Below are 15,372 nucleotides of genomic sequence, written 5' to 3'. Positions count from 1 at the left end.
GACCCCTTTTCTAAATTATTTCTCCTTCAAGCGACCAGTGGCTGGCCCTGATTATCTTCACATCTATATATCTGCCCATGTACTCTGGTCCGCCTTTGACAATAACGACCTTGTCCGTTTTTGTCCTGCCCTGGAGCGAACCCTCTCCCCTGGGCGCAGGTCCGTCAACAAGTATCTCAAATTTTCTGCCGACATATTCTTCGTTGAGCTCACGAGCCAGCTGCGACTGAAGTGCGTTTATCTCGTTGAGCCTGGCTGCCTTTACTTTGTTGTCTATATGCCCCTCCATAATGGCAGCCTTCGTGCCTTCTCTGGGTGAGTAGGCAGCTGTGTGTATTATATCGAACCTGAGTTCTTTAAGCAGGTCATAAGAATCCTTAAAGTCCTCTTCCGTCTCCTGAGGAAATCCGACTATCAGGTCTGTGGTCAGGCTGACATCGGGAAGGACGGAGCGTATCCTTTTTACCAGTTCAATGTACTGGTTCCTTGTATAACCCCTGTTCATCTCTTTCAGTATCCTGTCGCTTCCCGACTGCACAGGAAGGTTTATCGCCCGGCATATTGACGGGGTACCGGCCATTACTTCAAGAATATCCTCATCAAAATCCTTGGGATGGGAGGTCGCAAAACGGAGGCGCCGGATCCCTTCGATCTTTGAGACGTCCCTTAGGAGGGAGGCAAAACCATATTCTCCCTTTTTATCTTTACCGTATGCATCAACGTTCTGGCCAAGCAGTGTTATTTCTGAAACACCTGATGCCGCAAGCGCTTCTGCCTCTTTTATTATTTCGGCGTGACCTCTTGACTGGAGTCTTCCCCTTACGTAAGGAACTATGCAGTAAGTGCAGAATCTGTCACAGCCATAAGTTATCGTTACATACGCTTTAAATGGATTCGTGCGTTCTGTAGGCACCACTTCAAGGTCTTCAAGGGCTCTCGGGTCATCGTCCATAAAAAATCTCTGCGCGCCGTCCGAAAATGAGTCCTCTATTCCCTGCGGCACCAGACCAAGATGCCTGGGTCCGGAGACAAGCCTCACACAGGGAAATTTTTTTGATATCGACAGGCCTATCCTCTGTGCCATACATCCTACCAAAACCACCGCAGGCGATCCCGTCTTCCTGTATCGGAGATCGTAGCGCCCTATTTCACTGGCTACCTTCTGCTCCGCCTTTTCCCTTATGCTGCAGGTGACCATGATAATTACATCTGCGTTCTCTTCCGGGACCTCTTTCCAACCCATGTGGATCATCGACGTCCTTATCCTGTCTCCGTCGTATGAGTTCATCTGACAACCAAATACTTTTATTGCAAAGCTTTTCAAACTTTTATCTCCTTTATCCCTCTTTGTTTTCCCTAGGCATTATATGCCCTGACGAAGAAACTTTCCACTTTGCGTTGTATAATATATCGGTATCGGAGGTGCGCTGATGAAAAAAACTATTATCTTCTCTCTTGCACTACTAGTGCTTTTTTTAAATATTTCCCTCTCTTCGGCACAAATGACGGACGCCCTGCCTGAGATCACAGGATGGATCAACGGCGAACTGAGAAAGACAGAATTTGACACTGTCTCAGGCAAAAGAGGCTTCTGGCTCGAAAGAGATTACAGGAACAACGCAGGTGTACCCTTCCATGCAGTATGGATGGAAGGCTCGGGAGACAAAGGCTGGACGCCTCCGGTAAATGAGATCTCGGCGGATGACGGGCCGCTGGGAACAGGAGCTTCATACAAGACTCTTTCTGTCAAAGGGGAGAAAGCAATAATCGAACATCATCCTGTTACCGGTTACAGCCTTTCTGTCAAAGTAGGCAAAAAGGGGACTCTCACACTGGAATCACTAATCGCCACTGAGGAAGAGATGACTGCGGCTGCGGAAGTCCTGGTCGGCAGGATCAACTGACATCTCATTATAGGAGATCTGATATGACTGAAAAAAAGATTAAAATATTAAAAGACGGACCATACCTTGTATCCGGAGACCTTGACCTTTCAGAAAAGATCATCCTGCCTGAGAAAGACAATGCAAATGATGCCAAGTATGTGTGGGGCGATGCGGGCAGTATCAATCACGATAAAACCTATGCGCTCTGCCGCTGCGGAGCATCCAAAAACCATCCGTTCTGCGACGGAAGCCACGAGGATATCAACTTTGACGGGACAGAAACGGCTTGCAGGAAACTTTACAGGGATCGTGCAGAGCTCATAAAGGGCAATAATATTGACCTGCTCGATGACGGAAGGTGTGCCGGCGCAAGGTTCTGCTACAGGAAAACGGGAGACGCGTGGGACCTCGCCACATGTGAAGACAACTCAAAAAAAACCTTATCCGAAGCAGTCAAATCAGCTTCGGAATGCCCGGCAGGCAGGCTCACAGCCGTAGCAAAGGATGGCACCTGCATAGAACCCGAACTCGACCAGGAAATAGAAATAACACAGGATCCTGAAAATGACGTAAGCGGCGGGATATATGTCAAAGGAGGCATCCCCCTCGTTTCTGCTGACGGATCTGAATATGAGATCAGAAATCGGATCGTATTATGCAGATGCGGAAAATCAAAGAACAAACCCTTTTGCGACGGGGCCCACGTAGATGCAAATTTCAAGGATAAGGGCAGTATTAAAAGCTGAAACAACAAACAAAACACAATGATTTATAATTATTTAAGCCCGTCCCCCTGATCGTGAAGATGTCACTGTTCGATCAGGGGGACGAGCCATTTTACGCTTCTTTCATACCGGAGACTACTGATCCAGCCAGTCATTCTCCCTGCTGGTACCGATGGCATCAAGCTCAAATGGCGTTGTTTGATAGACAAAATAATTCAGCCAGTTGAAAAAAAGAAGATTGGCACTGCTCCTCCACGTCACCAGAGGCTTCCTTGTGTCGTTGTCATCAGGGTAGTAGTTCTTCGGGACCTCGATCGGCAGACCCGCATTCTTGTCCCTTAGATATTCTTTTTCAAGGGTGAGCGCGTCGTACTCGGAGTGTCCGGTTATGAATATCTGTTTGCCCTGTTCTGTCTTTATCACGTATACTCCGGCTTCTTCCGAAGAAGCCAGTATCTGCAGCTCAGGCACCGCTTCGACATCCTCCCTGTGTATCGTTGTGTGGCGGGAATGGGGTGCCATGAATACATCATCGAACCCCCTGAAAAGCATCGAGTTTTTGTATTCGACCTCATGAGGGAATACCCCAAAAAGCTTTTCGGCCATGGGATACTTTTTTATCCCGTAATGATAGTAGAGCGCCGCCTGAGCTCCCCAGCAAATGTGGAGGGTGCTGTAGACATGCGTCTTGCTCCACTCCATTATCCTGCACAGTTCATCCCAATATTCCACATCCTCAAATTCCATCAGTTCAACAGGCGCGCCTGTAATAAGAAGTCCGTCAAACTTTCTCTCTTTCACATCTTCAAATGTTTCATAAAAGGCCAGCAGATGTTCACGGCTCGTGTTCTTCGCCTCGTATGTCGCGGTCTGAAGAAGTGTAAGTTCGACCTGAAGAGGCGAATTGCTCAGCAGGCGCGCGAACTGCGTCTCAGTTTCGATCTTTGTCGGCATAAGGTTCAGCAGTGCGACCCGGAGCGGTCGTATATCCTGCTTTGCTGCGCGCACTTCATGCATAACGAAAATATTCTCATTCAAAAGTGTCTGTGTTGCCGGAAGACTGTCCGGTATCTTAATAGGCATCTATATGCCCCCTCTCTTTATATTTATACAAATAAAAAAGCAGCCCATTTCGAAAAATGGACTGCCTTGGTAGTTTTTTTTCGGATCTCGCGACGCATCAGGGCCGCGAACTGCCGTTATAAACTCCAAAGGCACTCCCGCGCATCATCATGCAGCACATTAGCATCATCGTATAACTGTTCATCGACATGGCGCTTCCTCCTTTGTCCAGTTTCCGGAAATTTTAATTACTCTTGACATAAATGTCAATAAGCCTATGTTCTGCGTCTTTTTTATTTTTTTATTCCTATCTGCTAATCGTAATGGAGCCACATGCTGACAATTTTTATTGTCTCTTCTTTTTCATATACCTGATATACAACTCTGTGCTGACGATTTATTCGTCTGGAATAAAATCCTTCAAGGTCTCCGCAAAACTTTTCATAAGGCGGATAAGGAGCAAAAGGATTTCCTTTTAAAACAAAGAGGATAGAAACGATTTTCTCTCTGTCTCCAGCAAGATATGCTTTTTCTCTGTCATTGACCGCCTGCCTGGTATATACTACCTTCCAATCAGTCATCGTCAAGCTCTACACATTCACCCAACGGTATTGCCCCACCCGCTAAAATCTTCTCCCTCATTCCAGGAAGAGAAAATATATAGAGCGTTTCAGATATGGATCTATAATCCTCTTCAGAAAGCACAACGACATTCTCCCTCTTGGTTGTTATGTAGACTGGTTCCTGTGAAGTGAGCACCTCGTCTACCAATCCAAACAGGTTATCTCTCGCAGTAGTAGCGTTTATTATCATGTAAAACACATCCTGATATGTACATCATCTAGAACACTATAACGTACATATTAAACTTTTGTTATCGTAATTCAGGATGGTTTTAAATTTATTTTTTCTTGATCACGCTAAAACCTACTGATTTGATCGATCTTTTTTCTTCGTACATCTTAATGTCGGCATTTTTGATCACTTCATCAAGCATGGTACGGTCAGATTTTTTAATTTCCGCAATACCGTGACTCAGACTTATTATGTATGGCTTATCTTCTTCATTTACGAGTTCAATTTTATCCAATATCCTGAGCCATGTTGTTTCAACCCGATCAATGTCTATATTGACAAAACATATTAAAAATTCATCTCCGCCCAACCTTATTAATAAATCGTTTTCCCTGATATTTTCCTTTATTATTTTTACAGAGTTTAAGATCAGGTCGTCTCCCTGCTCATGACCAAGCATGTCATTAATTTCCTTTAACCCGTTTATGTCTATAAAACAAATAATAATATCTTTCTTTTGCTGTATAAGGTTTTCAAGCATCTGCATGCCTGTCGCTCTGTTCAGACAGCCGGTCATTGAATCATAGGTGGCCATTATTTTGATTTTTTTATTTCCCGACATATAAAGTGCTGATATGATGGAAAAAACCAGTGATGCCAGAATGAGGCTGATAAGTATCGTTGGGGACCGCAGTGTATTCGTGATGCTTAAAACAAAAGTGTTTTCGTCATTTGCAAAGTAAAACATCTTGTCAGATGTATGGCACACTACGATCCACTGAATTTCGGACGTATTGATACCTGATAATGTATCATCTTCTTTTTTAAATCTCTTCTGGAGCTCTTCCTTGGGATTTATCGTATCGAATGAAAACGATCCATTTTTTGTGAAAAAATGTCCCTTCTTCTCTTTAGTTATACGCTCCCATTCTGATGGAAATATATTTTTGAAGGTGTAGTTTTCTCTCCCGGGATATATAAAACCCCATTCTTTAGCTTTATCAGGGCCAATAAGCCAATAGCTGTCCTTGTTTATAAGCTGAATGCTCCCGACAGTACCGTCGGTCAAATCAAATAATTTTTGTTTTATATTTTCACCTAAATAGTTTGCAACAAATACCCCTGTTTTGACATTGTTTTTGTCAAAGACCGGAATACCAAAACGTATCATAGGTTTTTCCGGCTGTTCTATTGAATTCCCTTCAATATTTAAATCAAATTTTGACATATATATTTCACCTGGACCAAGCTTGATAGTCTCAGTAAAATAATATCTGTCTTTTTTGTTCTGCAGCAGGTCTTCCGGAACTATTTCAGGTTGTCCTTTATTGTAATTTATCCTCAGTAATTCATTTCCCTGATCATCCAGATAGCGCAGCTGGTCGTATTTCATTTTGCTGTCAGAAAACACCATCCACTCATCTTCAACACTATTTTTATCCATACCATTATTTACATATTCCAAAAACAAAGGACTGGTGTTCAAGTATTTTATATCAGCGACTATTTGTTCTAATTCGTTTATAGTTAGATCTCTGCCAATTTTAACAAGAGCAGCCTGGCTTTGTTCTAAAAAATTTTTATCGTTAATAATGTCCTTCTGCTTATAAACAGCAAATGCAAGCAAAAGAGAAGTCATGATCAAAATAAATATAATCAGCAGGGAATATAGGTAATTATCCGTTTTGAATGTTTTAGGCATTTCGGGCATCCTGCTTTCAACTAAAATTAGATTTGATGATCATACTTTGCTGCATTTTTTCATTTACTAATATACATCAGCTCATCCTCTTTTTGCAAAAGACTGCAAAAAACTGTTGAACTTGCTGCATCAACAAAGACTGGGAGATGAGCTTTAACTAGCTTATCTCCAGTCTTTGAGAAGATCAACTAAAAAATAGTCAGGCATTAAGAAAGGTTACAGGAAGATACCTGACAATATTCAGCTTAAAACTTATCTTTCATCAGCATTCTGTTTGCGTTCAGAAATGAAAACAATAATATTACTGCCCTGAGCAAACTTATGCTACACTTCAGTGGTTCTGAAATGTGGCCGTTGATCTGCACCTTTTATTGCAGACAACTGAGAACATGACTTTTATATGTCTTTACAGATCCGGAATCTATTAGATCAACTTATGTTAATTTATGGAGAAATTGTATGTCAGATATTAATGAACGTTCCTATTTACTTGATAACTTAAAGGGATTACTGATTGTTTTTGTAGTAATCGGACATTTTTTTGATGTATGGGCCAGCAAGTATTTTAATATACGCTTTATTTATACATTTATTTACCTTTTTCATATGCCGTGTTTTATTTTCATTTCAGGATATTTAACTAAAGACCCTGAAAAAAGCAGAGACAATGCATTCGAGAACCTGTTGGTTCCATACATTGTTATGAGCGTTTTATGGAAAACATACTGCACTATATTCTCCATAGTTTTGCATGGATATTCTTCCAAACTTTTAAGCTTTTCAATCCTAAACCCGGCATATGGTTTATGGTATTTACAGGCATTATTTATCTGGAGATATTTTTTGAAGGATATCCTGAGAATCAAATATACACTTTTGGTAAGCATCTTATTATCATTGCTTGTGGGAACAGTCAATGAATTCGGCACTGTACTCAGTATGTCACGGGTTATAGTGTATCTGCCTTTTTTTCTCGCCGGCTACTATGCAAGACATAAAAATTATCTTCCCGAAATACTTTCTATATCAAAAAAGCATGCCTGGATCATAGTCTTTATTACTGGTTGTGTGGCCTTGTTGTTATCCTTGCAGTCAAATTCGTTATTCAGGTATTTATTTTATTACAACTCTTACCATCTGTTGGGATTAAATGATGTTGTTGGAATAATAACAAGGGCAATGACTTTATTTGTAGGTTTAATGATGACTGCTGCGTTATTTAAAATTTTGCCAGATAAACCAACAAAACTTGTTGCAATTGGCAGAAACTCCATGGTCGTATACATAGGACATTTTTATATTGCTTATTATTTCCACAATATGTTTTACAATCTAACTGAATTTAATATTTTACTATTAGGGTCATTTTTGATCTTTATAACAATATTATTTTTATCCTTAGATTCAATATCCAACATTTACAATAAATTCATGAATAATATATTAAATATTATATTTATAAAACGCCCCATACATTAAAAACAGCAGATAGGTTTCATTTAAAAATAATTAAGGGGATAATAGTATGCCGAAAATATGGACCTGGCTAGTAATTATGCTTACAATAGTTGCTTCAGTATTTTCATTCCTCATATACAGCGGAAAATATGATAAACCTGCTTCAGTATACACACTCGGAGATAGTGTCAGTTATTATAAGACAGAAGACAATGCCCGCAAATATATGCTTGCAGGCTGGAGCAGACAGGAAAAAGGATATACCTGGACAGACGGCAACGAAGCATCTATGCTTTTTGACGTACAAAACGCCGGAGATAAAAACCTGCTGCTTCAAATAAGAGCTTTCGCTTACCTCGGTGGGGGCCTTCCTTGCCAGACCGTCGACGTACACGTAAATGAGATTAAAACAGCATCATGGAAGATCACAGATGAAGCATGGTATGAGGCTGAAATTCCATATACGGCCGCAGGAGATGGTTTGCTAAAAATTAAATTTGTCATAAGTGACCCGACTTCGCCCAAAGAAATCGGTATGTCCACTGACGAGAGAAAGCTGGGAATTGCTGTGAAAGAACTCATTATCGGTGTTAAAGACTGAACATTTCCAATTTCTTACTTCTTTTGCTGCTGACATTAATACTTCCTTAAAAACCGGAATTTGGTAAGCTTATATCATAATCAACCACACTTTAAAGACAAAAAAAATAGACCCCATATCAGGGTCTATTAGGATAGTTGGTGGAGACGCGGAGATTCGAACTCCGGTCCAACAGGGGCCAATCTGGGAGGCACTACGAGTGTAGTCTCTGTTTTAATTTCGGATCTGCGGCTCCCAAAGACAGGATCCGCATTTCCAAGCCTTCCCTAGAGTCTCGAACCTCTCCCAGAAAGCGCTGAAGAGATTCCAGTCATCTTTGTGACACTCTTCTAAAGCCCGATGACGGAAGCTTTAGAGAGCGCGCCGCTTACTTAAGCAGCGAGTGCGTAATCGTTATTGACGATTATTGTTTTGGAGCCGGATTAACGAGGATTCCCCATCCTCGACCCGCTCCTCCCGATCCTCCAACCTGCTGTCGAAACCATACGTCCCCTTATGTACGAGCTTGGTAATTCGAGCCCGCTTTCAATACTGCAGTATGATCAGCTTTCGCGCGACCTGTTGCGGATAGCCCGCTCCATTTCACGGTTGGCGTCCTTCTCTGCTGCGGTATCTCTTTTGTCATGGAGCTGCTTGCCTTTTGCTACGGCAATTTCGCATTTCGCCCATCTTCCCTGCTTGATGTATATTTTCAGGGGCACGAGCGTAAGACCTTTTTCTCTTGTTTTTGCCAGAAGTTTCCTGATCTCAGACTTATGAACTAGAAGTTTCCTCGGTCTCAAAGGTTCTTTGTTGTAGTAGCTTCCCTTTTCGTAGGGTGATATATGAACGTTGTAAAGCCATAACTCTCCGTTCTCTACCCTGGCGTATCCGTCCTTGAGGTTTATCTGGCCTTCCCTTACTGATTTGATCTCTGTTCCCGAAAGGACCAGTCCGGCTTCAAAAGATTCTACTATGAAATACTCATGCCGCGCTTTACGGTTTTGAGCGACGGTCTTATCCTCAGGCACAGAAATCACCTCACTTGAAGACTATAACAGATTGAACAGCGATAGTCAAATACGGAAAATTACTGAAAAACAAAACCCCCGGCGTTTGCCGGGGGCATTATTTCGAGATGGTCGGGGCGAGAAGATTTGAACTTCCGACCTCCTGGTCCCGAACCAGGCGCGCTAACCAGACTGCGCTACGCCCCGGAAGCAGCGCAAATTATAGCATTCTAACCGGACCGCGTCAAATACCTGAAGCACGTATCAGCCGGTCCTTCAAAGCCCGTCCGATACCACTCTCATCAGGTATCTGAGCGATAATTATTTCCGCTCCGCATTTTTCGATCATCCTTAGGGCACGAAAAAGTTCTTTGGCATATTCCTCTGTGTCCCTGAATATTATCTTTACGGCAGGTGAATGCTCCGGTTCGGATGTCCCTATCCATGCCCACTTTTTGCCCTCTGCCTCATTGCTGTATGAGCTGTCCGTCAGGACAAGAGGGATACTGGGAGCATAGTGTCTGTAGCGTGTTCCGGGAGAACGTTTTATCGACTCACCGTCACACGGTAAAAGGACGGGCATATCGAGGGCTTTCTCTATCTCTTCTTTGGATATGCCCCCCGGCCTTAAGAGTACTGGGGATCCTCCGCTAACATCAAGGACTGTTGATTCGAGACCAACCATTGCAGGTCCGCCGTCAAGGACCATCGATACGGCATCTCCTATGTCCTCTCTCACCGTCACTGCGTCTGTGGGGCTCGGCCTTCCGCTTCTGTTGGCGCTTGGAGCAGCGATCGGAACTCCGGCGGCACGGATCAGCTCAAGTGCAATAGGGTTGTCAGGCATTCTTATCGCGGCAGTATCGAGACCTCCACGCGTTACATGAGGAACGATCCTTTTTGCTTTCAGTACAAGTGAGAGCGGTCCGGGCCAGAATGTGTCCATCAGGAACCTTGCCCGCCAGTTTAGCTCGACCACCGACTCGGCCATTTTTATGTCGCAGACATGGATTATCAGAGGGTTGTCTGAAGGGCGTCCTTTGGCAGAATATATTTTCGTTACTGCTTCAGCGTCAAGGGCGTTTGCACCAAGACCGTAGACTGTTTCGGTAGGAAAGCCTACAAGCTCTCCGGAAAGTATTTTTTTTGCTGCCAGCCGTATCTCCGAGAGCATTTCATCATTGATCCCGGCCTTTCGTTCTTCCAGCCTCTCTTCCATTCTGCTCATCATGGCTGTATTGGTCCTTCGTTGTACTTGCTGAAGAAATCACGCCGGAACTGAGGATAACGGCCCTCTATTATGGCCTTTCTGGCATCCCTCATCAGGTTGACAAGGAAGTAGAGGTTGTGCCAGCTGCAGAGCCTCGCGGCAAGTATCTCTCCCGCGGTATAGAGGTGCCTTATGTACGCCCGCGTAAAATTCCTGCATGTATAACAACCGCATGAAGGATCTATCGGAGTAAAGTCCCTGGCAAAACCCCTGTTCTTGAGGTTGAGCTTTCCAAAACTCGTCAGTACGCCCCCGTTTCTTCCGTTCCTCGTTGGGAGGACACAGTCAAACATATCTATACCTCGCGCCACACCCTCGATAAGGTTGGCAGGATGTCCGACACCCATCAGGTAACGTGGCTTGTTCACGGGCATTTCGGGGCATAGGGCGTCAAGGATCCTGTACATATCCTCATGGGATTCCCCTACGGAGAGGCCTCCTATGCCGTAACCGGGAAAGCCGATTTCTTCAAGTCTTTTTATGCATTCTATACGCTGGGCTTCAAACATAGAACCCTGTACTATCCCGAAAAGGGCCTGATCTTCTCTTGAATGATGTTCCTTGCATCTCCCGGCCCAGCTTATAGTCCTCTCCATGGCGGCCCTTGAATACTCTTCAGTGGTCGGCCAGACGACGCATTCGTCAAAAGCCATCGCTATATCGCTGCCAAGCTTCTGCTGTATGTCCATGGAATCTTCGGGACGCATGAAGTGTTTGCTGCCGTCAAGGTGGGACCTGAACTCGACACCCTCATCCGTTATCTTTCTCAGTTCTGAGAGGGAGAAGACCTGAAATCCGCCGCTGTCGGTAAGTATGGGGTGATGCCATTGCATGAACTTATGCAGCCCGCCTGCCTCTTCAACGATATCAGCTCCAGGACGCATGTAGAGGTGGTATGTGTTGCCGAGAATTATCTGAGCTCCGATCTCTTCAAGTTCCGGCGGGGTCATCGCTTTAACAGTGGCCTGAGTGCCAACAGGCATGAAGACAGGGGTCTCTATTACACCGTGCGGTGTAATAAGCTCACCTGCACGGGCGCCCGTCTCAGGACATTCTGCTATTAGCCTGTACTCAAACATTACCGGCACCTCCCCAGCCGAAGAGTCTTTCACCGTTCTCTTTGACAGCTGCGGCAAACTCTTCGAGCGACATTCCCTTGAGCATCGATATCATTTCATAAACATCACGGACATGGCACGGCTCGTTTGTCCTGCCTCTTATCTGCTGCGGGGCAAGGTATGGGGAATCTGTCTCGCAAAGTATCCTGTCAAGAGGAACTGTGTCCATCGCTATCTCGCGAAGCGCCTTGTTTTTGGGATATGTGACAGGTCCCGCGAAAGATATGTAAAAACCCATCTCAAGCGCATCGATCGCATTCTGCCTGTCTCCGGAAAAACAGTGGATGACTCCGCCGATCAGGTCGGCTGATTCCTCTTTTAGAATAGCCAGCGTCTCAGAATTGGCATCTCCTGATGACCTCTTTGCAGAATCTCTTACATGGATAACGACAGGTTTGTTTATTTTTTTTGCAAGGCGTATCTGGGAGCGGAATACCTCCCCCTGTATCTCCCTTGGGGAATTATCATAGTAGAAATCCAGTCCTATCTCGCCGACTGCCGATACCTTGCTGCTCATAGCAAGGGACTCCAGCTCTTCGGGAAGTCCCTCAGAAACGGAGGAAGCTTCGTGAGGATGGATTCCTGCAAGTGCCCAGATTTCAGGCGCTCCTTCGTGTTTTTCAGCCAAGGTTACTGCCTCCCTGGTGGAGGCCAGATCTGCTGAAGCAAAAATCAGACGCTTTACATCAGACTTCAGGGCATTCCCGAAGACTTCGGAAAGACCGTCCGGATAATATTCTTTGTTCAAATGGCAATGAGTATCTACAAGAAACATACTTCTGCCCCTTTCATAAACAGAGGAGGGCTCAGGCTTATCCGCCTGCTGTACCAAATAAGTGCAGATCATGCCGCTCAAAAGAACTGCTCCTCCCTTCTTGTTTACTAAGAGAGGAGTATGTCCGTTTTGATCAGGCTGTCGATTTTCAGTTCTTTTAGAGACCGGACCATTGTGCCCGTCCCCGATATTTTTTAGTGGACTCTGCTCCCTATCGGTATGGAATCATCCATGACCGTCAGAAGCGTGAGAGATTCCTTTCTGGTATCAGGGCTTTCTGCTGCGAGAAGCATCCCGTTGCTGGGAACTCCGCGGAATTTAGCCGGTTTCAGGTTGCACAGCACCACTATCTTTTTGCCTTCAAGCTCTTCGGGCTTGAAGAACTCCCTTATGCTTGAGACTATCGTGCGTTTTTCATAACCAAGGTCAAGGCTCAGGATGTAAAGCTTGTCAGCCTTGGGAACTACGTCAACCTTTTCGACCAACGCTACCCTGAACTCCAGTTTGCTGAAATCTTCTATTCCGATCTCGGCTTCGTGGTCATCGAAATTATAAAATGCTGTGGGGTCAGCAGCCGCCCTCTTTTCAAGATCACGTGCCTCTTTTTCTATTTTCCATTTATCTATGTCGATGCGCGGGAAGAGTATGGATCCTTTCTTCACGGTCACAGGACTCTCTGTGCCACACCATGACCATGAAGCACGTCCTCTGTCAAGCGGACTTTCTGTCAGGCCAAGCTGTTCCCAGATACGGGCGGACGTCTCAGGCATAAAGGGGGCTGCAAGTACTGCGGAAAGCCGCAGTGATTCCCAAAGTGTCCTGAGGACGGCGTCAAGCCTTTCGATCTCACCATCTTTGCCAAGCTTCCATGGCTGTGTCTCATCAATGTATTTGTTGGAACGGCTGATAAATGCCCAGAGAGCTTTCAGGGCTTCGTCGAAAGCAAAACGATCCATGAAGGTCTCCATGTCCTTGACTGTTTTGTTTGCAAGATACTCTATCTCTTTATCGATATCCTCGCTCTTAAAGTTTTTCGGGAGTTCCCCTCCGCGAAATTTCTCTATCATCTGCAGGCTTCTGCTGAGAAGGTTTCCAAGATCGTTTGCCAGGTCTGAATTTATCCTGTGTACCATGGCATTTTCAGAGAAATCTCCGTCGTTTCCGAAAGGAACTTCGCGAAGCACGAAATAACGGAACGCGTCCACACCGTAAAGATCGGCCATTTCAAAGGGATCTACAACATTGCCGACGGATTTTGACATCTTTTCGCCTTCAACAGTCCACCATCCGTGCGCAAAGACCCTGACAGGCGGGTTTACACCGAGTGCAAGGAGCATGGCCGGCCATATGACACAGTGGAACCTTATTATGTCTTTTCCGACAAGGTGGCGCACCGCAGGCCAGTATGTCTGCCACAGACCTCCCTCTTCAGGGAAGTTGAGGGCCGAGAGATAGTTGATGAGGGCATCGAACCATACATAAATTACATGCTTTTCATCTCCCGGAAGCGGGATCCCCCAGTCAAGGGTCGTACGCGAGACAGACTGGTCACGAAGACCGCTCTTAATAAAACTGATTATCTCGTTGTACCTTGACCTGGGCATTATTGCTTCGGGGTTCTCTTCATAGTATTTGAGCAGTGGCTCCGCATACTTCGAAAGTTTAAAGAAATATGTCTCTTCGGTCATCTTTGTAAGCGGCCGGTGACAGTCGGGACATGTGTTGCCTTCTCCCATCTGGGCTTCTGGGACGTATGTTTCGCATGGGACACAGTACCATCCCTCGTACTCTCCCTTGTATATATCACCGTTGGCCATGAGACGCTTGAATATTTCCTGGACCACTTTTTCATGCCTGGGTTCCGTAGTCCTGATAAAATCATCATTGGATATGTTAAGAACGCCCCAAAGCCTCTGGAAATTCAGCACGACCTCATCGCAAAGCTCTTTTGGCGTGATGCCTCTTTTCTCAGCGACTGTCTGGATCTTCTGACCATGTTCATCGGTGCCGGTAAGAAACCAGGTATTTTCTCCCCCGGACTTGTGCCAGCGGGCCAGGACGTCAGCCGCTATGGTCGTGTAGGCGTGCCCGATATGGGGAACATCGTTGACATAGTAGATCGGTGTGGTGATATAGAAATTTTCTTTGGACATTTATACTACCTCCCCGGTACAGTTCTCAAAAATATACCGTTTTATTCTGTTTCGTGGGATACAATACTTTATTGAGAGCAAGTTTGCAACATTTTTTGTCGATTCGCCCGCTTTGCACATTATGAGCACCTCATCCATCCAGACGCCATCATCAATAACAGAAACTGTATCTTTTGCTCCCTCGACTATGCAGACAAACTCTCCCCGTATCTTGTCCTCGCTGATGATATCTTTGAATGTCAAAAGAGTGCCGCGGATCGATTCCTGATGCACCTTGCTTATCTCTTTGACAAGTACCGCAGGTCTGTCTCCGAGTATATTCCCCATCAATTCTAATTCTTTAAGGAGTTTGTGCGGAGCCATGTAGAAAACGAGGGTCTGCATGTTGTGCCTGAGCTCTTCAAGCCTGGATTTTTTATCTTCTTTCTTTCCGTCCAGGAAGCCTATAAAGGTAAATGAGTCCATCCCCATCCCTGAAAGCAGTATCGCCGGAAGGAGCGCGTTTGCACCGGGCAGCACATCCATTGGAAGCCCCTTTTCGATGACGGCCTGTATCAGTATCATCCCAGGGTCTGATATTCCAGGGGTACCGGCGTCTGATACCAGTGCCACGGTCTCACCCTCCCGTATTCGTTTAAGCAGGGTCTCAAGCCTCTCCGTCTCGTTGAACTTATGGTATGAGATGAGGGGTTTCTTTATCTCGTAATGGTTCAGCAGCTTCAGTGTGTGCCTGGTATCCTCGCATGCGATAATGTCCGCCTCGCGAAGTGCCCTGAGGCCTCTTATTGTCATGTCTTCCAGATTGCCTATCGGTGTCGGGACAACTATAAGGGGCATT

Annotated in this window: 15 protein-coding genes, 1 tRNA gene and 1 other RNA gene; 4 read left to right on the top strand and 13 right to left on the bottom strand. The window is 45.1% G+C overall.

Annotated elements, in window-relative coordinates; all coding sequences use genetic code 11:
- Positions 1-10: 10 nt before the first annotated feature.
- Positions 11-1,288 (bottom strand): tRNA (N6-isopentenyl adenosine(37)-C2)-methylthiotransferase MiaB, encoded by a 1,278-nt coding sequence (miaB, locus tag CVV54_04020; GenBank protein PKL04873.1) that lies wholly within the window; start codon positions 1,286-1,288, stop codon positions 11-13.
- Positions 1,289-1,430: 142 nt separating this feature from the next.
- Here miaB and CVV54_04015 point away from each other — a divergent pair, with 142 nt between their 5' ends.
- Together CVV54_04015 and CVV54_04010 are read left to right on the top strand one after the other, a co-directional pair.
- Entirely contained in the window at positions 1,431-1,904 is a 474-nt protein-coding gene (locus CVV54_04015) for a hypothetical protein (GenBank protein ID PKL04656.1), read from the top strand.
- A gap of 23 nt (positions 1,905-1,927) precedes the next feature.
- A complete protein-coding gene (locus tag CVV54_04010) occupies positions 1,928-2,632 on the top strand; it encodes an iron-binding protein (GenBank protein ID PKL04655.1) in 705 nt (234 codons plus the stop codon).
- 114 nt (positions 2,633-2,746) lie between these two features.
- On the opposite strand, the gene CVV54_04005 is transcribed toward CVV54_04010, so the two are convergent.
- From CVV54_04005 to CVV54_03990, 4 genes are all read right to left on the bottom strand, one after another.
- Complete coding sequence (locus CVV54_04005; GenBank protein PKL04654.1) at positions 2,747-3,694, bottom strand: homoserine O-succinyltransferase; 948 nt, start codon at positions 3,692-3,694, stop codon at positions 2,747-2,749.
- Between the two features lie 293 nt (positions 3,695-3,987).
- The gene (locus tag CVV54_04000; protein ID PKL04653.1) at positions 3,988-4,254 is read right to left on the bottom strand and encodes a Txe/YoeB family addiction module toxin; all 267 of its coding nucleotides are present in this window, start codon (positions 4,252-4,254) and stop codon (positions 3,988-3,990) included.
- Entirely contained in the window at positions 4,247-4,486 is a 240-nt protein-coding gene (locus tag CVV54_03995; GenBank protein PKL04652.1) for a type II toxin-antitoxin system prevent-host-death family antitoxin, read from the bottom strand. The genes CVV54_04000 and CVV54_03995 overlap by 8 nt, the downstream gene beginning before the upstream one ends.
- A gap of 88 nt (positions 4,487-4,574) precedes the next feature.
- Complete coding sequence (locus tag CVV54_03990) at positions 4,575-6,179, bottom strand: hypothetical protein (protein ID PKL04651.1); 1,605 nt, start codon at positions 6,177-6,179, stop codon at positions 4,575-4,577.
- A gap of 450 nt (positions 6,180-6,629) precedes the next feature.
- Here CVV54_03990 and CVV54_03985 point away from each other — a divergent pair, with 450 nt between their 5' ends.
- Both CVV54_03985 and CVV54_03980 read left to right on the top strand, forming a co-directional pair.
- Entirely contained in the window at positions 6,630-7,649 is a 1,020-nt protein-coding gene (locus CVV54_03985) for a hypothetical protein (GenBank protein ID PKL04650.1), read from the top strand.
- Between the two features lie 46 nt (positions 7,650-7,695).
- Positions 7,696-8,229 carry a hypothetical protein gene (locus CVV54_03980; protein PKL04649.1) on the top strand — a complete coding sequence of 178 codons (534 nt, stop codon included), beginning with the start codon at positions 7,696-7,698 and terminating at the stop codon, positions 8,227-8,229.
- 138 nt (positions 8,230-8,367) lie between these two features.
- Here CVV54_03980 and ssrA read toward each other — a convergent pair.
- The 8 genes from ssrA to rsmI all read right to left on the bottom strand — a co-directional run bounded on the left by ssrA (position 8,368) and on the right by rsmI (position 15,371).
- Positions 8,368-8,722, bottom strand: a transfer-messenger RNA (tmRNA) gene (ssrA, locus tag CVV54_03975).
- Between the two features lie 49 nt (positions 8,723-8,771).
- Complete coding sequence (locus CVV54_03970) at positions 8,772-9,239, bottom strand: SsrA-binding protein (GenBank protein PKL04648.1); 468 nt, start codon at positions 9,237-9,239, stop codon at positions 8,772-8,774.
- Positions 9,240-9,347: 108 nt separating this feature from the next.
- Positions 9,348-9,425, bottom strand: a tRNA-Pro gene (locus tag CVV54_03965).
- A gap of 37 nt (positions 9,426-9,462) precedes the next feature.
- A complete protein-coding gene (locus tag CVV54_03960; GenBank protein ID PKL04872.1) occupies positions 9,463-10,437 on the bottom strand; it encodes a threonylcarbamoyl-AMP synthase in 975 nt (324 codons plus the stop codon).
- A gap of 8 nt (positions 10,438-10,445) precedes the next feature.
- Positions 10,446-11,567 carry a tRNA guanosine(34) transglycosylase Tgt gene (locus CVV54_03955; GenBank protein PKL04647.1) on the bottom strand — a complete coding sequence of 374 codons (1,122 nt, stop codon included), beginning with the start codon at positions 11,565-11,567 and terminating at the stop codon, positions 10,446-10,448.
- Positions 11,560-12,381 (bottom strand): TatD family deoxyribonuclease, encoded by an 822-nt coding sequence (locus tag CVV54_03950; GenBank protein PKL04871.1) that lies wholly within the window; start codon positions 12,379-12,381, stop codon positions 11,560-11,562. The genes CVV54_03955 and CVV54_03950 overlap by 8 nt, the downstream gene beginning before the upstream one ends.
- Positions 12,382-12,575: 194 nt before the next feature.
- Positions 12,576-14,534 carry a methionine--tRNA ligase gene (locus tag CVV54_03945; protein PKL04646.1) on the bottom strand — a complete coding sequence of 653 codons (1,959 nt, stop codon included), beginning with the start codon at positions 14,532-14,534 and terminating at the stop codon, positions 12,576-12,578.
- On the bottom strand, positions 14,535-15,371 hold the full coding sequence (rsmI, locus tag CVV54_03940) for a 16S rRNA (cytidine(1402)-2'-O)-methyltransferase (protein ID PKL04645.1): 837 nt from the start codon (positions 15,369-15,371) through the stop codon (positions 14,535-14,537). It abuts the gene before it with no gap.
- Between the last annotated feature and the right edge of the window lies 1 nt (position 15,372).

Source organism: Synergistetes bacterium HGW-Synergistetes-1 (assembly GCA_002839185.1).
GTDB lineage: Bacteria > Synergistota > Synergistia > Synergistales > Synergistaceae > Caenicola.
This window is presented reverse-complemented; position numbering and strand designations above follow the sequence as displayed.